The 17,849-nt window shown below is 67.7% G+C and carries 17 protein-coding genes; 10 read left to right on the top strand and 7 right to left on the bottom strand.

From position 1 onward, the window contains the following. The first annotated feature begins 1 nt into the window (after position 1). Complete coding sequence (locus KYC_RS25285) at positions 2-1,654, top strand: ABC transporter ATP-binding protein (RefSeq protein WP_043519234.1); 1,653 nt, start codon at positions 2-4, stop codon at positions 1,652-1,654. A 20-nt stretch (positions 1,655-1,674) separates the two neighbouring features. Here KYC_RS25285 and KYC_RS25280 read toward each other — a convergent pair whose 3' ends face one another. From KYC_RS25280 to KYC_RS25255, 6 genes are all read right to left on the bottom strand, one after another. Continuing rightward, a complete protein-coding gene (locus KYC_RS25280) occupies positions 1,675-1,983 on the bottom strand; it encodes a helix-turn-helix domain-containing transcriptional regulator (protein WP_043519233.1) in 309 nt (102 codons plus the stop codon). Beyond that, the gene (locus KYC_RS25275; RefSeq protein WP_008167834.1) at positions 1,980-2,303 is read right to left on the bottom strand and encodes a type II toxin-antitoxin system RelE/ParE family toxin; all 324 of its coding nucleotides are present in this window, start codon (positions 2,301-2,303) and stop codon (positions 1,980-1,982) included. The genes KYC_RS25280 and KYC_RS25275 overlap by 4 nt, the downstream gene beginning before the upstream one ends. Before the next feature lie 303 nt (positions 2,304-2,606). Then, positions 2,607-3,917, bottom strand: a complete 1,311-nt coding sequence (locus KYC_RS25270; RefSeq protein ID WP_008167833.1) for an MFS transporter — start codon at positions 3,915-3,917, stop codon at positions 2,607-2,609. 26 nt (positions 3,918-3,943) lie between these two features. Further along, entirely contained in the window at positions 3,944-5,092 is a 1,149-nt protein-coding gene (dgoD, locus tag KYC_RS25265) for a galactonate dehydratase (protein ID WP_008167832.1), read from the bottom strand. Continuing rightward, on the bottom strand, positions 5,089-5,742 hold the full coding sequence (locus tag KYC_RS25260) for a 2-dehydro-3-deoxy-6-phosphogalactonate aldolase (protein WP_008167831.1): 654 nt from the start codon (positions 5,740-5,742) through the stop codon (positions 5,089-5,091). The genes dgoD and KYC_RS25260 overlap by 4 nt, the downstream gene beginning before the upstream one ends. Positions 5,743-5,751: 9 nt before the next feature. Next, positions 5,752-6,759 carry a 2-dehydro-3-deoxygalactonokinase gene (locus KYC_RS25255; protein ID WP_008167828.1) on the bottom strand — a complete coding sequence of 336 codons (1,008 nt, stop codon included), beginning with the start codon at positions 6,757-6,759 and terminating at the stop codon, positions 5,752-5,754. 326 nt (positions 6,760-7,085) lie between these two features. Between KYC_RS25255 and KYC_RS25250 the strand changes: the two genes are divergently transcribed. Beyond that, positions 7,086-7,907, top strand: coding sequence for an IclR family transcriptional regulator (locus KYC_RS25250; protein WP_050814944.1), 822 nt, complete (start codon positions 7,086-7,088; stop codon positions 7,905-7,907). 27 nt (positions 7,908-7,934) lie between these two features. Here KYC_RS25250 and KYC_RS25245 read toward each other — a convergent pair whose 3' ends face one another. Next, positions 7,935-8,885: a LysR family transcriptional regulator gene (locus KYC_RS25245; RefSeq protein ID WP_008167824.1), complete on the bottom strand. Its 951-nt coding sequence runs from the start codon at positions 8,883-8,885 to the stop codon at positions 7,935-7,937. Positions 8,886-8,978: 93 nt separating this feature from the next. Between KYC_RS25245 and KYC_RS25240 the strand changes: the two genes are divergently transcribed. The 8 genes from KYC_RS25240 to KYC_RS25205 all read left to right on the top strand — a co-directional run bounded on the left by KYC_RS25240 (position 8,979) and on the right by KYC_RS25205 (position 17,821). Beyond that, positions 8,979-10,454 carry an aldehyde dehydrogenase gene (locus KYC_RS25240; RefSeq protein ID WP_008167822.1) on the top strand — a complete coding sequence of 492 codons (1,476 nt, stop codon included), beginning with the start codon at positions 8,979-8,981 and terminating at the stop codon, positions 10,452-10,454. A gap of 6 nt (positions 10,455-10,460) precedes the next feature. Next, positions 10,461-11,483, top strand: coding sequence for an NAD-dependent epimerase/dehydratase family protein (locus tag KYC_RS25235; protein ID WP_008167819.1), 1,023 nt, complete (start codon positions 10,461-10,463; stop codon positions 11,481-11,483). 131 nt (positions 11,484-11,614) lie between these two features. After that, entirely contained in the window at positions 11,615-12,580 is a 966-nt protein-coding gene (locus KYC_RS25230; RefSeq protein WP_008167815.1) for a Bug family tripartite tricarboxylate transporter substrate binding protein, read from the top strand. A 46-nt stretch (positions 12,581-12,626) separates the two neighbouring features. Then, positions 12,627-13,718 (top strand): Ldh family oxidoreductase, encoded by a 1,092-nt coding sequence (locus KYC_RS25225; RefSeq protein WP_008167812.1) that lies wholly within the window; start codon positions 12,627-12,629, stop codon positions 13,716-13,718. A gap of 32 nt (positions 13,719-13,750) precedes the next feature. Next, positions 13,751-14,725 (top strand): tripartite tricarboxylate transporter substrate binding protein, encoded by a 975-nt coding sequence (locus KYC_RS25220; protein ID WP_008167811.1) that lies wholly within the window; start codon positions 13,751-13,753, stop codon positions 14,723-14,725. A 38-nt stretch (positions 14,726-14,763) separates the two neighbouring features. Next, positions 14,764-15,441, top strand: a complete 678-nt coding sequence (locus KYC_RS25215; RefSeq protein ID WP_008167809.1) for an RraA family protein — start codon at positions 14,764-14,766, stop codon at positions 15,439-15,441. Next, the gene (locus KYC_RS25210; RefSeq protein WP_008167807.1) at positions 15,438-16,403 is read left to right on the top strand and encodes a 2-hydroxyacid dehydrogenase; all 966 of its coding nucleotides are present in this window, start codon (positions 15,438-15,440) and stop codon (positions 16,401-16,403) included. The genes KYC_RS25215 and KYC_RS25210 overlap by 4 nt, the downstream gene beginning before the upstream one ends. Next, positions 16,400-17,821, top strand: a complete 1,422-nt coding sequence (locus tag KYC_RS25205; RefSeq protein WP_008167805.1) for an FAD-binding oxidoreductase — start codon at positions 16,400-16,402, stop codon at positions 17,819-17,821. The genes KYC_RS25210 and KYC_RS25205 overlap by 4 nt, the downstream gene beginning before the upstream one ends. Positions 17,822-17,849: the final 28 nt, after the last annotated feature.

The following is a 17,849-nucleotide window of genomic DNA, read 5'->3' as shown; positions in this document are numbered from 1 at the left end:
CATGAACGATTCCACAATGCCCGTACTGCAAGTGCAGAACCTGTCCGTGGCGCTGGTGGGCGCGCCGGACGATGAGCCGCGCCACGTGGTCGAAGGCATCAGCTTCGACATCCGCGCGGGCGAAACCCTGTGCGTGGTCGGCGAGTCCGGATCGGGCAAGTCCGTCACGTCGTTTTCCGTGATGGGACTGCTGGCGCCCGACGCACTGCGGCCCAGCGCCGGACGCATCCTGCTCGACGGCGAAGACGTGCTGGCCTGCACCCCGGAGCGCCTGCGCGAACTGCGCGCTACCCGCATGTCCATGGTGTTCCAGGAACCCATGACGGCGCTCAATCCCGTGCGCACCGTGGGATGGCAGATTGACGAGGTGCTGCGCGCCCACAGCGGCATGGACGCCGTCGCGCGCAAGCGCAAGATCCTGGACATGCTGGAATCGGTTCGCCTGCCCGACGTGGAACGCATCTACCAGTCGTATCCGCACCAGCTGTCCGGCGGGCAGCGCCAGCGCATCGTCATCTGCATGGCGCTGATCCTGAATCCCAAGCTGCTCATTGCCGACGAACCGACCACCGCGCTGGACGTAACGACGCAGAAGCAGATCCTGGCACTGATCCAGGAGCTGCAGCGCTCGCACAGCACGGCGGTGCTGTTCATCACGCACGATTTTGGCGTGGTGGCGGAGATAGCCGACCGCATCGCCGTCATGAACCGCGGAAGGCTGGTGGAAGTGGGAACGCGCGACGAGATTCTGGCGCGCCCGAAAGAGGCCTATACCCGCATGCTGGTGTCGTCGGTGCCCGGCCTGGCGCCGGCGGCGCGGCAGGCGCCCGAGGGCGAACCCGTGCTGGTGGTGAACGGGCTGCAAAAGACCTACGCTGAACGCGGCTTTTTCAAGGCAAAGCGCACGGTCCACGCCGTGCGCGACGTCAGCTTCACGCTGCGCAAGAAGGAGATCGTCGGTATTGTGGGTGAGTCCGGCTCGGGCAAGTCCACCCTGGCCCGCTGTATCGCGCGTCTGATCGACCCCAGCGCCGGCAGTGTGCGCCTGGATGGCACGGAGATCGCCACCGCCACCAAGCGGGAGTTTCATCCGGTGCGCAAGCGCATCCAGGTGGTGTTCCAGGACCCGTACCGATCGCTGAATGCGCGCATCCGGGTTGGCGATTCGATCATCGAAGGCATGCGCAATTTCGGCGTGCCGGAAGACGAGGCCCGTTCTCGAGCCATCGAGCTACTCGACATTGTCGGCCTGAGCGCGGACACCATGGACCGCTACCCGCACCAGTTCTCGGGTGGCCAGCGTCAGCGCATCTGCATCGCGCGGGCCCTGGCCTTGCGGCCCGACATCCTGATTGCCGACGAGGCCGTGTCGGCGCTGGACGTGTCGGTGCAGGCGCAGGTGCTGGAGCTGATCGAAGACATCCGCGCCCGCACTGATACGGCGGTGCTGTTCATCACCCACGACCTGCGCGTGGCGGCGCAGATCTGCAATTCCATCGTGGTGATGAAGTCGGGTCAGATCGTCGAGGCGGGAGAGGCCGCCGAGGTGCTGACCCGGCCACGGGATGGCTACACGCGGCAGTTGCTGGAGGCGGCGCCTGGCAGGCATTGGGATTTCAAGCGGTTCCGGCCGGCGGAGGCCGTGTTGCAGTAGCGGGCGATAGCACTGCAGGACTAACCTGCATGCGAGCGGTCCAGCGGCTGCACGGCCAGCCGCAATCCCATCGCCTTCAGGATTGCCGTCAGGCTGCTGAGGGCAGGGTTGCCGCTGGGCGACAGCGTGCGATAGATCTGCGTCGGATTCAGGCGTGCCTGGATGGCTACCGATTGCACGCCGCCGAACGCCATCGTGAGCTGGCGCAGCGCGATCAGCAATTCGGGCTGATCGCCGTCTTCCAGCACGCTGTTGATCAGCTCCGCGGCCAGCGCCGGGTCGTTGCGGTACAGCTCCGCCATCGCTTCGTCGTGAGGTCTGCTTTTCATGGTCTCTGTTCCCAGTCTTGGCGGTAGCGCACGGCCCTTTCAATGTCCAAGTCCTGCGTATGCTTGTCACCGCCGCATAGCAGCAGCACGACTCGCCGCCCTGACATGCAGTAATACACACGGAAGCCGGAGCCTATATTGATCCGCAGCTCCGATATGCCATCGCGGCAATATCGGTGGTCGCCGAAGTTGCCCAGTTCAATTCGCGAAATACGCCGAATGATTGCGACTTTGATCCGGTTGTCGCGCAGGCCTCTCAGCCAATCAAGATAGGGATTCGTGCAGCCATCGGGGGCGAGGTAGTGCTCGATTTCGTACATGCATATTCGTTTATTGACGAAATTCTGTCAAGCCGCTGACCGCCTGGAAGCCGGCGGTCATCCTAGGTCGTTTCGTCCCCGACGCTGGTGCGGCGCGTGGAGAGATATTCCAGGCAATGGAGGGGCGGAAGCAACCGCCAGAGTGACCTTCTTGGCACGGTTCGAGACGGCCGGATGAATGCGGAAGACGTCTGCACAAGCGTCTCTTCAGGCTTCGTTGCTATGCCACTATCGACGCTGTCCAGAAAACCCAAGGGCGTCCATCCGGACGCCCTTGCCTTCACCTGCGGGAACCGCGGATCGTCAAGCCTCGATCCGCTCCACCTTCCCGACCAGCAGGATGTACGACAGCGCGCCCAGCAGGGCCAGCGACGACACGTACACGATGGCCGGCGCGAAGTTGTCCTTGGACACCAGGTAGCCAATCACGATGGGCGTGCAGATCGACGACAGGTTGCCGACGAAGTTGAACACGCCGCCGGTCAGGCCCAGCAGGCGCACCGGCGCCAGCGTCGACACCAGCGACCACGTGATCGACGCCAGCCCGTTGCCAAAGAACGCCACGGCAAGGAAGAAGATGACCCAAGGCGTGGAGTCCGTGAAGTTCGCGCCGATCATGGACGTGGAGATCAAGAGGCCCAGGATGATGGGCAGCTTGCGCGCCATGCCGACGGTCGCGCCGCGGCGGATCAGGAAGTCGGACAGCACGCCCGAGCACAGCACGCCGATGAAGGCGGCCAGGAAGGGCACGGACGCCAGGAAGCCGGACTTGATGAAGTCCATGCCGCGGTACTTGACCAGATAGGTGGGGAACCAGGTCAGGAAGAACCACAGCGTGGAGGTCAGGCAGAACTGGCCGAGGTATACGCCCCACAGCTTGCGCTTGCTCATGACCAGGCCCAGGTCGTTCCAGTTGAAGGGGGCCTTTTTTTCGCGCACGCGCGTGTCCAGGTCGACCACGCCGCCGCCTTGCTGGATGAGCTCGATTTCCGCCGCGTTGGCGCCCTTGAACTGGCGCGGCTCGCGGTAGATCATGAACCACAGCACGCCCCAGACGATGCCCAGCAGACCGGTGCTGACGAACACCATGTGCCAGCCGTAGTGGTGCTGCAGCCACACCAACACGGGCGTCAGGAACGCCAGGCCGACAAACTGGCCGGACGTGTAGAAGCCGATGGCGGTGGCGCGTTCGCGTTCCGGGAACCAGGTGGTGACGACGCGGTTGTTGATGGGGTAGGCCGGGGCTTCCAGCGCGCCCACGGCCAGGCGCAGGACGAACAGGAGGACGAAGCTGCCGGCAAAACCCATGAAGAACGTGGCCGCGGACCACAGGATCAGCGCGGCGGCGTACAGCACGCGGGGGGACACGCGGTCCACCAGCCAGCCGCCGGGGATCTGCATGGCCGCGTAGGTCCAGCCGAAGGCCGATAGGATCAGACCTTCATGCCAGGGGTCCAGGCCGAATTCGTCCCTGAGCGAGGGCGCGGCGATGGACAGGTTGCTGCGGTCCAGGTAGTTGATGACGACGGTGATGAACAGCATCACCATGATGATGTAGCGGCTGCGGGTGGGGCGCTGAGCGCCCTGCAGGCCGGCGTGTGCGGCGGTGGTCAAGGGGGTCTCCTCTCTCTTTTATCTGCTTACCATTCGGCGAAGCTGCCGTCGGCGTGGCGCCAGATAGGGTTGCGCCAGCGGTGGCCGACCGCGGCGCGTTCCTTGACGTACTCTTCGTTGACCTCGATGCCCAGGCCGGGACCTTGCGGAATCGCGACCATGCCGTCTTCGTAGGCGAAGACCTCGCGGTTGCTGACGTAGTCCAGCAGGTCGTTGGCGGCGTTGTAGTGGATGCCCAGGCTCTGTTCCTGGATGAAGGCGTTGTAGCAGCCGGCGTCGATCTGCAGGCAGGTGGCCAGCGCGATGGGGCCCAGCGGGCAGTGCAGCGCCAGCGCCACGTCATAGGCTTCGGCCATGGCGGCGATCTTGCGGGTTTCGGTGATGCCGCCGGCGTGCGACGGATCGGGCTGGATGATGTCCACGTAACCTTCGGACAGCACGCGCTTGAAGTCCCAGCGCGAGAACAGGCGCTCGCCCAGCGCGATGGGCGTGGACGTCAGCGGGGCCAGTTCCTTCAGCGCTTCGTAGTGTTCGCTCAGCACGGGCTCTTCAATGAACATGAGCTTGAACGGATCCAGCTCTTTCATCAGCACCTTGGCCATGGGCTTGTGGACGCGGCCGTGGAAGTCCACGCCGATGCCCACGTTCGGGCCGACGGCGTCGCGCACGGCGGCCACGTTCTCCAGGCACTTTTCGACCTTGTCGAACGAGTCGATGTATTGCAGTTCTTCGGTGCCGTTCATTTTGACGGCGGTGAAGCCGCGCTCGACGGCGTTCTTGGCGGCCGCGGCGGTGTCGGCGGGACGGTCGCCGCCGATCCACGAGTACACGCGGATGCGGTCGCGCACGTTGCCGCCCAGCAGTTGCGACACGGGCACGCCCAGGTGCTTGCCCTTGATGTCCCACAGGGCCTGGTCGATGCCGGCCAGGGCGCTCATGTGGATGGCGCCGCCGCGGTAGAAGCCGCCGCGGTACAGGACCGTCCAATGGTCTTCGATGTTGCGGGGGTCTTTGCCGATCAGGTAGTCGGACAGTTCTTCGACGGCGGCGGCGACCGAGTGCGCGCGGCCTTCGACGACGGGTTCGCCCCAGCCGACGATGCCTTCGTCCGTTTCAATCTTCAGGAAGCACCACCGGGGCGGCACGATGTAGGTGGTGAGCTTGGTGATCTTCATGCTTGTGTCTCCTGGGCGGAATAAGCGCTTTGCCAGGCGGCGACGAAAGCGCGCGCGTTCTGGCCGACGTCGGCGGCCGAGAGGCCGGGTTTGTACAAGGCGGAGCCCAGGCCGAAGCCGCTGGCGCCCGCCCGGGCGTAAGTGGAAAGGTTGTCGGGCGTGATGCCGCCCACGGGAACCAGCGCGATCGGCGGGCGCATTACGGCGCGCCAGGCCTTGAGCACGACCGGGCCCAGCTGTTCGGCCGGGAACATCTTCAGCACGTCGGCGCCGGCGGCCAGCGCGGCGAAGGCTTCGGTGGGCGTGGCCACACCGGGGCAGGACGCCATGCCGAGCTTCTTGGCCGCGCGGATCACGGCCGCGTCGCTGTGCGGCATGACGATGAGTTCGCCGCCCGCCTGCTGGACGCGGGCGCAGTCGTCGGGATTCAGGACGGTGCCGGCGCCGATGAGGCAATCGGTGGGCAGCGCGGCGCGCATGGCGCGGATGCTGTCCAGCGGATCGGGCGAGTTCAGCGGCACTTCGATCAGGCGAAAGCCGGCGTCGTACAGCGCCTGGCCGACGGCTTCGGCTTCAGCGGGGGTTATGCCGCGCAGGATGGCGATCAGGCCGCAGTGGGCCATGGCGGTTTGCAGACCGGGATGGTTCATTGAATGTTCCTAGGCGGAGATCGGGGTGGAGGCGGAGACGAGCCCGCCGCTGACGGCCAGGTGCCACAGGCCGCGCTCGGTGGCGTTCTGCGCCTGTTCGGGCGCGCCCAGGCCGTAATGCCGCATGGCCAGCATGTAGCGCTGGCACAGCGCGGGTTCGCCGCACAGCACGATGCGGGGTTGTTCGCCCTGCTGGCGCAGCATGTCGGCCAGCGCCGAGATTTCGTGGCCGATCAGCAGGCCCGACAGATAGTCGGCCTGCGATTCGGGCGCGAGTTCGCCGGTCAGGCCCAGCGCGCGCGTACTGAAGATGGTGGACAGCACGCCCGCGCGTCCGGCGGGGGCGCCGGCCACTTTGACGCCGCGCTCGAAGGCGGCCATGTCGGCGCTGGCGGCGTCGGCCATGGTGCGGCCCAGGATGGTGTGGCCGCGCAGCGCGGCGTAGACCTCGCCGGTCATGAAGGTGTCGAAGTGGGTGACGCGGCCGCGGCGGGCGTTCACCCACTTGGAATGCGTGCCGGGCAGGCCGATCAGCACACTGTCGGCGTTGCCGCCGGCCTGGTCGTACATCACGCCGAAGACCTGGGTCTCTTCGCCGCGCATCACATTGGGCAGGCCGTGGCGCTGGATCAGGCCGGGCACGATGTGGACCGGCGTGGCGCCCTGGCGGTCCACGACAGTCAGCAGCGTGCCGATGCGGTCCAGGTCCACGGGCACGTCCAGGTAGGCGGCTTCTTTCCAGCCCTGGGCGCTGCCGACCATGCCGCAGGCGATCACGGGCAGGCCGGGTTCGGCGCGCAGCCAGTCGCCGCAGGCCTGATCAAAGGCCAGCTCGAAGCCGGACAGCGCGGTGGTGGCGGCGCCGTCCTGCAGCGGCTGGGGCAGGCGCATGATGCCCCAGGGCAGATGGCGCGTGTCGAGCGTGCGGCCGGTGGCGTCCAGGCGATACGCGCGCAGCGAAGAAGTGCCCCAGTCCAGCGCGATAAGAGCCGCACGGGCGGGCGATCCGGTAGTCATCAGAGTCTGTCTCGTCTCTGGCCGCGTATCCGGTTGCGCCGCGACACGCCAGGAGGGGCGCGGCGCGGGCGGATGCCGCGGTCGTTGTTGTCTGAAGCCCGCGAGCCGCGTGAAGGCACGCGGGCGGGCGATGCGAAAAATTCTAGATCAGCGCTTGAAAAATCTCAAAATATAGAATTAAATCCCACATACAGGGAATCCAATCGGGCCAGCAAGTCGGCGGACATACGCCGCAGCGGCCTGGAAATTCCCGCTTTTCCGGGCATTCCGGCCCTCGGGGCCGGGTATGCTTGGGCCTGAATCCTGCCGCCTACCGCTTCATCTTCATGACCGCCACCTTCCTGACTCCCGATCAACCGCCCACCCTGGATCCCGATTCCGCCGCGCCCGCCGGCACGCAGACGCTGATGCGCGGCTTGGCCGTGGTGCAGGCCGTGGCCGACGGCGCGCGCGACCTGAAGGAGATCTGCGCGCGCATCGGCGTGGCGCGCAGCACCACGCACCGGCTGGCAAGTTGCCTGGTGCAGGAACGCTATCTGCGCGCCTTGCCCGGTGTGGGCTATGTGCTGGGCCCCAAGCTGATCGAACTGGGTTTCCAGGCGCGCGAGGCCTTCCCCATGGCGACGCTGGCGCGCCCCTATCTGGACAGCCTGGCGGAACTGACGGGAGACACCATCCACCTGGCCGTGCGCGACAACAACGAAGTGCTCTACCTGGAAAAAATTCCGGGCAAGAAGGGACTGGAGATGCGCTCGCGCGTGGGCCACCGCATGCCGCTGGCCGCCACGGGCGTGGGCAAGGCGCTGCTGCTGGATGCCGAAGAGCCGCAATGGAAGTCGCTGCATCGCGTCGGCGCGCCGGTGTCGTCGCGCGCGCTGGGCGGCCAGCAGGGCTGGGAGGCTTTCCGCGACCGCATGCGCGACTATGCCGCGCAGGGCTATGCGTTCGACCTGGAAGACAACGAGCCTTCGATCCGCTGCGTGGCCGCGCCGGTGCGAGATGCGTCCAGCGGCATCGTCGCCGCCATCAGCGTGTCCAGCACCGTGCCCTACATGTCGCTGGACCGCATGCGCGAGATGGTTCCCGTCGTGCAGGGCGCGGCGGCCGGAATTTCCGCCGAACTGGGCTGGAAGGTCGAGCGCGGCTGATCGGCCGCGCCCGATGCCCGCGCGCGGTCAGTCCGCGGGCGTCATTGGGGGCAAGGGCAGCAGCCGCGGCTGAATCTCTGCCATGGCGATTTCCAATTGCGCGACCAGGGCCTGCGCGGCCGGCGACAGCGAGCGGTCGCGCCGGTGCAATAGGCCGATGTAGCGGCGCGCCGATGCGTCGCCCAGCGGCGTGCAGCGCAGCCCGGACAGGTTCAGTTCCGGCAGCGCCAGCCGGGGCAGCACGCTGACGCCCAAACCCTGCCGCACCATGCCCGCGGCCGTTCCCATGTTGGTCACGTCGTAGCGCAGCGCGGTGGCGGGCGCGTCGGCTTCGTCGCGTACCGCGCGGTCGAACTGCTGGCGTGCATTCGAGCCCTGCGACAGCAGGATCAGGTCGTAGCGCAGCACATCGCGCCAATGCAGCATGCCGGGTTCATCGCCCAGCGGGTGGCCGGCGGGATAGACCGCGCAGAAGCAGTCTTCGCCCAGCGGCGTGAACGTCAGGTCGGAGGCCGGTTCGGCCTGCGCGGCCACCGCGAATTCGATCTGGTTGGTGCGCAGCAGGGCCACCAGTTCGTCGTTGTGCGCCTCCACGACCCGCACTTTCAGGGCCGGGTGCGCCTGGCGCAGCGTGCCGGTCGCGACGGGCAGCAGGCTCAGCGCGGTGGAGGGCAGGGCGCCCAGGGCCACGTTGCCGCGACGCACCGCTGCCAGATCGGCCAGGCTGCGATAGGCCTCTTCCAGGTCGGCGATAGGGCGCTGTACGCGGGCGTAGAAGTCCTGGCCCGCCGACGTTAGGCTGATGCTGCGGGTGGTGCGCTCGAACAGGCGCAGGCCCAGCACTTCTTCCAGGTCTTGGATCAGCGCCGTGAATGACGGCTGCGTCACGCCCAGCTGATTGGCCGCGTGCGTGAATGAGCCGGTGTCCACGGCCAGCAGGAAGGCCTTGAGCGGGCGATATTTGATATTGATAGCCATGGGCTAAGAATATTGGATAAATATCTATTTGTGTCTAATAATTGACCGGCCGATCATGACGTCTACCGCAGCCCCTCCGGATTCAAAGACGTTATGGACGCATCAAGCCACAAGCCATTCCGGCTGGGCGCCAACTGGCGCCTGAGCCAAGACGGCGACGCCGTCATCACCTCCATCAACCCGGCCGACGGCAGTATTGCCGGCGTTGTCACGCGCGCCCTGCCGCAGGACGTGGACACGGCCGTCGCCATCGCCTGGGACGCCTTTCAGCACAAGCCCTGGCGCAAGCTGCGCCCGGACCAGCGCGCCGCCACGCTGTACGAGATCGGCCGCCGCCTGGCCGCCGAACGCGAGCCGCTGGCCCGCCTGCAGATGCAAGACAGCGGCAAGCCGTGGAAGGAATGCCTGAACATGGTCGACAGCGCGGCCGGGCATTTTCGCTATTACGCCGCGGTGTGCGAGACCTGGCAGAACGAGATGACCTCGCCGCGCGGCGAGTATTTTTCCATGGCCCTGGCCGAGCCCTTCGGCGTCGTCGCCGCCATCACGCCGTGGAACTCGCCCATCATGAACGAGGCGCAGAAGGCCGCGCCCGCGCTGGCGGCGGGCAATGCGGTGCTGATCAAGCCTTCCGAGGAAACGCCGCAACTGGCGCTGGAACTGGCCCGCATCTGCACCGAGGCCGGCCTGCCTGAAGGCCTGTTGATCGTGTTGCCCGGCCACGGCGAAGACGTGGGCGCGGCGCTGGTCAAGCATCCCGGCGTGCGCATGGTGTCGTTCACAGGCGGCACGGAAACCGGCCGCGCCATCGGCGGCATCGCCGGCCAGCGCCTGATTCCGGTGGGGCTGGAACTGGGCGGAAAATCGCCGCACATCGTGTTCGAGGATGCCGATCTGGACCGCGCCGTGGCCGGCGTGGTGTCGGGCATCTTCGGTTCGGCGGGCCAGAGCTGCGTTGCGGGTTCGCGCCTGTTCGTGCAGAAATCCATCTACAAACGCTTCATGGATGCGCTGGTGGAGCGCACGCAGCAAGTGCGCGTCGGCCTGCCCGACGATCCGGCCACGCAGATGGGCCCGCTGGTGTCGCGCGCGCATCGCGACAAGGTTGCGGGCTACGTCGACATCGGCCGCGCCGAGGGCGGCCGCGTGCTGGTGGGGGGCGCGGCGCCCACGCAGGCCGAACTGGCCAATGGCTGGTTCTACATGCCCACCGTGATCGACGGCCTGGGCAACGGTGCGCGGGTCTGCCAGGAAGAGATTTTCGGCCCGGTGCTGGTGGCGCTGCCGTTCGCGGACGAGGACGACGTCGTCCAGCAGGCCAACGACACGGCCTTCGGCCTGGCCGCGGGCATGTGGACGGGCGACTACGCCCGCGCCTGGCGCGTGGCGCGCGAAATCGAAGCCGGCTCCATCTGGATCAATACCTACAAGCAATCGCATATCGCCACGCCCTTCGGCGGCTTCAAGGCCAGCGGCATCGGGCGCGAGAAAGGCCTGCACGGCCTGCGCCTCTACAGCCAGGTCAAGAGCCTGTACTGGGGCATGCACGACAAACCCATGGGACTTTGAATAAATATGACGACTGAAAAGAAAGGCGCGGCGCTGTCCTTGGCCGACTCCCGCATCCTGATCGCCGGCGCGGCCAGCCTGGTGGGCTCCCACACCGCCGACGCCCTGCTGGCGGCCGGCGCGAAGGAGGTGATCCTGCTGGACAACTTTGCGTTCGGCACGCCCGAGGCCATTGCCCACCTGCAGGACAACCCGCGCGTGAAGGTCGTGCGCGGCGACCTGATGCGGCTGCCCGATCTGCTGGCGGCCACCGAAGGCGTGGACGGCGTGCTGCACCTGGCCGCCTACATGACGCTGGGCTTTGCGCAGACGCCGTGGCAGGCGGTGGACGTGAACATCCGCGGCGCGCAAAACATGCTGGAGGCCTGCCGCGCCAACAAGGTGAAGAAGATCGTCTTCGCCTCGTCGAACGCGGTCTATGGCTACGGCACGGGAATCTCCGGCGCGCTGGTCGAGAACGGCCCCTTCCATTCGGTGGGCGCGCCGCCGGCCGCCATCCTGTATGGCGCGTCCAAGATCATGGGCGAACAGCTTTGCCGCCAGTACTACCAGAAGGCCGGGCTGGACTACGTGGTCCTGCGCTATTCCACGGTGTATGGCGAGCGGCAGCATTACCGCGCGGCCAATTCGCTCTACATCATGGAAACCTACGACCGCGTGCGCAAAGGCGAACGCCCCGTGCTGCCCGGCGACGGCACCGACACCAAGCACTTTGTGCACGTGTCCGACGTGGCCCGCGCCAACGTGGCGGCCTTCCAGAGCGCGGCTACCGACGTAGCGGTGAATGTGTCAGGCCCCGCGCCCATCACCACGGGCGAGCTCGTTCGCCTGGTGCTGGACTACTGCAAGAGCGACCTGCAGCCCGAGATCAAGCCGGATCCGCCCGGCACGGTGCGGCTCACGTCGGGCGGCGCGTTCCACATCCCGCATGATCTTGCCGGCCAGCATATTGGCTGGCAGCCCAAGGTGAGCATGGCCGAAGGCGTGACCCGGCTGCTGGCCTGGCGGGAGGCGCAAGAAGCCGGTTAAACCGCAAGTTCTGCCCGCGTGCGGGCAGAAGCCGCCGCACGGCGCCGTAGAGCGCCGGGGCAAGGCAGTGAAAGGCATCAGGGGCCGCACAGCAGAAAGCGGGCCCGATGCGCACACGAGGAGACAAGACCATGAAGATTGCATCCCTGTTGCTGGCTGCGGGTCTGGCGCTGTGCGCGGCCGCGCCGGCCGCTGCCGCAGCCGACTATCCGGCCCGGCCCATCCGCCTGGTGGTTCCCTTTCCGGCGGGCAGCACCACTGACGCCATGGCCCGCTTTTTGGGCGAACGCGTCGCCAAGACCTTGGGCCAGAGCGTGATCGTCGAGAACAAGGCGGGCGCGCAGGGCAGCATTGCCGCGTCCGAGGTCAGCCGGGCCGCGCCCGACGGGTACACGCTGCTGGTGGGCACCAACTCTACCCAGTCGGCCAATGTGCACCTGTTCCACAAACTGTCCTATGACCCCGGCCGCGATTTCGCGGCCATTACGCAATTCACCATGAATCCCCTGGTGCTGGTCGTCCGGCCGGACCTGCCCGTCCAGGACGTGCAGCAGTTGATCGCGTACGCCAAGGCCAATCCCGGCAAGCTCAATTACGGCACCGGCAATAGCGGCAGTCTGGCGGCCGCGCAGATGCTTAAGAGCATGGCCGGTATCCAGGCCATGGACGTGCCTTACGCAGGCACGCCGCAGGCCATCACCGACCTGTTGGCCGGCCGGCTGGACTTCATGATCACGGACATCTCCGTGACCCGCCCCTACATCGAGGCCGGCAAGCTGCGCGCCCTGGCCGTCACGCCGCGCGAGCGCGTCGCGTCCCTGCCCGATACGCCCACGCTGGCGCAGTCCGGCCTGCCCGACTACGAGTTCGTGGCCTGGGGCGGATTGTTCGCGCCGGCGGCGACGCCCGCGCCGGTCATCGACCGCCTGAACCAGGTTTTCGTGCAGGCCCTGCAGAGCGATGAAGCGTCGGCCTTCTTTGCCAAACAGGGCCAGGAAGCCGCGCCGCGCACACCGCAGGCCTTCGACGATTACGTCGCGGCCCAGACCGTGCTGTGGGGCGAGCTGCTGGCGGCGGCCGGGCAGAAGAAGCAATGACGGCGCGCCGGCAGGGCGCGGGCATCAATAGAAGGCGGGAGGCGAAATGAGCGCTATCAATGTGGACGCGGGGCGGGTCAGGCGCCAGATCCTGGGCATCCTGGATGCCTGGGGCATGGCGCCGGACCTGGCGCAGACCGCCGCGGACATCATGGTCGAAACGGACCTTCTGGGCGTGGACTCGCACGGCGTGTCGATGCTGATGATGTACGAGGAGATGCGCGGCTCGGGCATGCTGTCGCTGCAGGCCCGCCCGGCCGTCGTGCGCGACCGGGGCTGCACGGCGCTGCTGGACGGGGGCGCAAGCCTGGGCCATCCCGTGTCGGCCATGGCCATGACGCTGGCGGCCGACAAGGCCCTGGCGCACGGGGTCGGCGTGGTGGGTGTGCGCAATTCGCATCACTTCGGCGCGGCAGGCCTGTATGCGCGCATGGCCAGCGCGCGCGGCCTGGTCGGCCTGGTCACCACCGCCACCCGCGGCATGACGCTGGTGCCGCCGCGCGCGTCAACGCCCGTTCTGGGCACCAATCCGCTGGCGTTTGCCGCGCCTGCGGGACGCAATCCGCCATTCGTGCTGGATATGTCGACGACTACCGTCGCAGCCAACAAGGTCAAGGTCTATCACCTGAACGACAAGCCCATGCCGCCGGGTTGGGTGGTGGATCCGGCCGGCCAGCCGGTGCTCGATCCGCAGGCGGGCATGGATTATGTCTTCAAGCGGCCGGAAGGCGGGCTGACGCCCCTGGGCGGTTCGCTGGACCTGGGCAGCCACAAGGGCTACGGCCTGGCGATGATGGTGCACATCCTGGGCGGCACCCTGACCGGCGGATCGTTCTCGCCGATCCGCAACCGCACCCAAAGGCCGGGCGACCCCGACAACATCGGCCATTTCTTCATGGCCATCGACCCGGACGCATTTCGCGACGAGGGCGAATTCGAAAGCGACCTGGACGCGGTCATCGACACGATGCACGCGACGGCGGCGGCCGATCCCGCCAAGCCGGTGCTGGTGGCCGGCGACCCCGAGACCGCCACGCGCGACCAGCGGCTGCGCGACGGCATCCCGATACCGGCCCGGCTGGACGCGCACATCCGCGAGATCTGCGCGCGCTGCGGGGCCGAATACGTACTTCAGTAGTCACGACAACAACATCCACAGGAGACAGGACAATGAAGAAGCGCAACTGCATTGCCGGCGTATTCATCGCCATGGGACTCGCGCTGGGCGGAGGCGCGGCGCTTGCCGCGGGTTACCCCGACAAGCCCGTGACGCTGGTCGTGCCCTACCCGCCGGGAGGGGCCACGGACGTCATCGCGCGCCTGATCGCGGAAAAGCTGCCGGCCGCATGGGGCCAGCAGGTCATCATCAACAACCGCCCCGGCGCGGGCACCACCGTGGCCGCCGAGGCGGTGGCGCGGGCGCCTGGCGACGGCTACACGCTCTACATGACGACGGCGGCGCACACCATCAGCGCCAGCCTGTACAAGAAGCTGAACTACGACCCCCTGAAGGATTTCGCGCCGCTGACGCTCACCTCCACCATTCCGCTGGTGCTGGTGACGGCGCCTTCGTTGCCGGTCAAGAACCTGGACGAACTGATCGCCTACGCCAAGGCGGCGCCCCAGGGGCTGAGCATGGCCTCCACAGGCAATGGCACGCCGCAGCACCTGACGGGAGAGCTCTTCAAGGCCAAGGCGGGGATCAAGCTGGTCCACGTGCCGTACCGCGGCGATGCGCCGATGCTGACCGACCTGATCGGCGGCCAGGTGCAGATGGCCTTCGTCACGCTGTCGGCGGCGCTGCCGCACATCCAGTCGGGCAAGCTCAACGCGATCGCGCTGGCGCATCCGCGCCGGGTCGACGCCATCGCGCAGGTGCCCACGATGGCCGAAGCGGGCATGAAGAACTTTGACGCGGCCACGTGGTTTGGCCTGTTCGCGCCGTCCAGCATGCCTGCCGAGCTGCGCCAGAAGATCTATCAGGACGTCGCCAAGGTCGTTGCCACGCCAGAAATGACCAAGAAGCTGCAAGACATGGGCGGGGACGTGAACAACAGCTCGCCGCAGCAGTTCCAGGCATTCATCAACGACGAAGCGCAGCGCTGGGCAGAGGGCGTCAAGCTCTCGGGCGCGCAGATCGACTGACCGGCCGCATGGGCCTTTCCGACGGGAGTACACACACGATGAGCAAGAACGATCAAGACCTGCTGGCGCGCTGCGCCGCCATCGGAACCAGCACTTGGGCTGACGCCATGGACACGCTGGGCATCGCGGGCGTGGTGCAGGGCATCGCGCGCCGTGGCGGACAGGGGCGCATCGCCGGCTTTGCCGCCACCGCGCGCCACGTCTGGGGCGGACTGGGCGATTTCGACCGCGCCGACTTTGCCGTGGGCCGGCTGGTCGCCGCCACCGGGCCAGGACGCGTGCTGATGGTGGACGCAGGCGGGACCTGCATTTCCACCTTTGGCGGCATCGCTTCCATGGCGGCTTCCAAGCGGCAGGCCACGGCGGTGGTGATCGACGGCGCCTGCCGCGATGTCGATGAAATCCAGGCGACGGGGCTTTGGCTCGCCAGCCGCCACGTCACGCCCCTGACCGGGAAGACGCGGCTGCGGCTGCAGGCCATGGGGGAACCGGTGACGATAGGCGGCGTGCAGGTGGCCGAAGGCGATCTGGTGGTCGGCGACGATACCGGCCTGGTCGTCGTGCCGCGCGCGCGGCTTCAGGAAGTGCTGGCGGCCGCGCAGGAAGCCCTGGAAGTGGACGAGCGCGTGGAGCGCGGCATCCGCGACGGCCTGTCCTTCGCCGAAGCCGCGGCGGCCGCGAACTACATCCCCGCCAGCGGCGGAGGCCGTGCGTGACTGCCGCCTACGATGTGGTGCAGGTGGCGTCGCTGGGTCCGCAGTTCGATGAGCGGCTGGCGGCCAGCTGCCGGGTTCTGCAGGCGTGGCGCGAGCCACGGGGCCTGGCGGCGTTCAGCGAGGAATTGCGTGGCCTGCGTGTGGCCGTGACCTCAGTCCGCCACGGATTCACGCGATCCATGTTCGATGCGCTGCCCGGTCTGCAGGCCGTGTGCAGTTGGGGCGTGGGCCACGACACGCTGGACCTGCGCGCAGCCGCCGCGCGCGGCATCCGCGTCAGCGTTACGCCCGACGTGCTGGACGATTGCGTCGCCGATCTGGCTTGGGCGCTGCTGTTGTCGGCGGCGCGGCGCACCGCTGTGGGCGACCGCTACGTCAAGACGGGCCAATGGCGCGCCCTGGGGCAATTCCCGGTTGCCACCAGGGTGTCGGGCAAGCGGCTGGGCGTCCTGGGGCTGGGGCGCATCGGAGAAGCCATTGCCCGGCGCGGCGCGGGCTTCGATATGGAGGTGCGCTATCACAACCGCAGTCCCAGGCCTCAGTCGCCCTATGGGTATGAGGCTTCGCTGACGGACCTGGCCGCGTGGGCCGATTTCCTGGTCGTCGCCTGCGTGGGCGGCGCCGCCACGCGGCACCTGGTCGATGCGCAGGTCATCCGCGCGCTGGGGCCGCAAGGCATCCTGGTCAATATCGCGCGCGGCAGTGTGGTGGACCAGGCTGCCGCGTTGGCGGCGTTGCGGTCCGGCGAGCTGGGCGGCGCGGGACTGGACGTGCTTGAGCAGGAACCCACCGACGCCGCCGAGTTCGCGGAACTGGATCAGGTGTCCCTGATGCCCCACGTGGGCAGCGCCACGCGGGAGACGCGCGCCGCCATGGCGGAACTGGTCTACGACAACGTGACGGAGTTCCTGCGGACCGGCAGGCTGCTTACGCCGGTGCCCGACCGGGAGATGCAGGCATGACGCGGGCCGCGCTGCTGGCGGATCTGATCGCCTGCCTGGGCGAGTCGAATGTGTTGACGGGCGAAGACGCAGCGCCGTACCTGACCGACTGGCGCCGGACCGTCACCGGCCGGGCCTTGGCCGTGCTGCGGCCGGGCGATAGCGGCGAGGTCGCGCGGGTGGTGCGCCTGTGCGCGGCCGCCGGCGTGCCGGTGGTGCCGCAGGGCGGAAACACCGGCCAGGTCGCCGCCGCCACGCCCGACGCCAGCGCGTCGGCCGTCGTGCTATCGCTGGCGCGCATGAATCGCGTGCGCGCCGTGGATCTGGACAACGACACCATTACCGTCGAGGCCGGCTGTGTGCTGCAGGCGGTGCAGGAGGCCGCGCGCCAGGCCGGCCGGCTGTTCCCGCTGTCCCTGGGAGCGCAGGGCAGCTGCACCATCGGCGGCAATCTGGCCACCAACGCCGGCGGCACGCAGGTGCTGCGCTACGGCAATGCGCGCGAGCTGGCGCTGGGGCTGGAAGTGGTCACGCCGCAGGGCGAGATCTGGGATGGGCTGCGCGGCCTGCGCAAGGACAACACCGGCTACGACCTGCGCGACCTGTACATCGGCAGCGAAGGCACGCTGGGCGTCATCACCGCCGCGGTGCTCAAGCTCTTTCCTCTGCCGCGCGCGCAGCGCACGGCGCTGATCGCGGTTCCCGGCCTGCCGCAGGCGCTGCAGTTGCTGCAGCGCGCCCGCGCCGGCTTTGGCGCGGGGCTGACCGCCTTCGAAGTCATGTCGGCGGCCTGCATGCGCGATGTGGTCCAGGCGTTTCCGCTGCAGCGCATGCCGTTCGCGGATCTGCCAGGCGATGCCTGGTGCGCGTTGCTGGAAGTGTCCGACAGCGAGGACGAGCAGCATGCGCAGGAACGCCTGGAAGCGGTTCTTGCGGCCGCGCTGGAGGAGGGCGAGGCGCTGGATGCGGCGGTCTCGGTGTCCGGCGCGCAAAGCGCCGCGTTCTGGCATCTGCGCGAAAGCATCACGCTGGCGCTGGCCCAGGCCAGGGCGTGCGTCAAGCACGACATCTCGCTGCCCGCGTCTCGCATCCCGGATTTCGTGCAGTCCACCGACGCCGCGCTGGCCGCGGCCTTTCCCGGCGTGGCCATGCGCGTGTTCGGCCATCTAGGCGACGGCAATCTTCACTACAACCTGCTGCCGCCGGAAGGGGCCTCGCAAACGGACATCCAGCGGCTGGTCCATGACCGCGTACACCAGGCCGGCGGCTCCATCAGCGCCGAACAGGGCATCGGCCAGCGCCGCGTGCAGGACCTGCAACGCTACAAGAGCGTCGTGGAACTGGATTTGATGCGGCGGATCAAGCGCGCCCTGGACCCGCAAGGGCTGATGAATCCCGGCAAGGTGCTGTCCGCCGATTCGGACGGCGTACTGCCCTAGCGCGCCGCGCTTTTTCTTTGACGGCCAT

The sequence above is a fragment of the Achromobacter arsenitoxydans SY8 genome (genome assembly GCF_000236785.1).
Taxonomy (GTDB): domain Bacteria; phylum Pseudomonadota; class Gammaproteobacteria; order Burkholderiales; family Burkholderiaceae_B; genus Achromobacter; species Achromobacter arsenitoxydans.
The sequence above is the reverse complement of the archived record's forward strand: the minus strand, read 5'-3'. Positions and strand labels throughout refer to the sequence as shown.

Excerpts from the sequence above, each read along its gene's own strand:
- KYC_RS25285 (WP_043519234.1), top strand. The coding sequence starts at position 2 with ATGAACGATTCCACAATGCCCGTACTGCAAGTGCAGAACCTGTCCGTG.
- KYC_RS25280 (WP_043519233.1), bottom strand. The coding sequence starts at position 1,983 with ATGAAAAGCAGACCTCACGACGAAGCGATGGCGGAGCTGTACCGCAAC.
- KYC_RS25275 (WP_008167834.1), bottom strand. The coding sequence starts at position 2,303 with ATGTACGAAATCGAGCACTACCTCGCCCCCGATGGCTGCACGAATCCC.
- dgoD (WP_008167832.1), bottom strand. The coding sequence starts at position 5,092 with ATGAAGATCACCAAGCTCACCACCTACATCGTGCCGCCCCGGTGGTGC.
- KYC_RS25260 (WP_008167831.1), bottom strand. The coding sequence starts at position 5,742 with ATGAACCATCCCGGTCTGCAAACCGCCATGGCCCACTGCGGCCTGATC.
- KYC_RS25255 (WP_008167828.1), bottom strand. The coding sequence starts at position 6,759 with ATGACTACCGGATCGCCCGCCCGTGCGGCTCTTATCGCGCTGGACTGG.
- KYC_RS25250 (WP_050814944.1), top strand. The coding sequence starts at position 7,086 with ATGACCGCCACCTTCCTGACTCCCGATCAACCGCCCACCCTGGATCCC.
- KYC_RS25245 (WP_008167824.1), bottom strand. The coding sequence starts at position 8,885 with ATGGCTATCAATATCAAATATCGCCCGCTCAAGGCCTTCCTGCTGGCC.
- KYC_RS25240 (WP_008167822.1), top strand. The coding sequence starts at position 8,979 with ATGGACGCATCAAGCCACAAGCCATTCCGGCTGGGCGCCAACTGGCGC.
- KYC_RS25235 (WP_008167819.1), top strand. The coding sequence starts at position 10,461 with ATGACGACTGAAAAGAAAGGCGCGGCGCTGTCCTTGGCCGACTCCCGC.
- KYC_RS25230 (WP_008167815.1), top strand. The coding sequence starts at position 11,615 with ATGAAGATTGCATCCCTGTTGCTGGCTGCGGGTCTGGCGCTGTGCGCG.
- KYC_RS25225 (WP_008167812.1), top strand. The coding sequence starts at position 12,627 with ATGAGCGCTATCAATGTGGACGCGGGGCGGGTCAGGCGCCAGATCCTG.
- KYC_RS25220 (WP_008167811.1), top strand. The coding sequence starts at position 13,751 with ATGAAGAAGCGCAACTGCATTGCCGGCGTATTCATCGCCATGGGACTC.
- KYC_RS25215 (WP_008167809.1), top strand. The coding sequence starts at position 14,764 with ATGAGCAAGAACGATCAAGACCTGCTGGCGCGCTGCGCCGCCATCGGA.
- KYC_RS25205 (WP_008167805.1), top strand. The coding sequence starts at position 16,400 with ATGACGCGGGCCGCGCTGCTGGCGGATCTGATCGCCTGCCTGGGCGAG.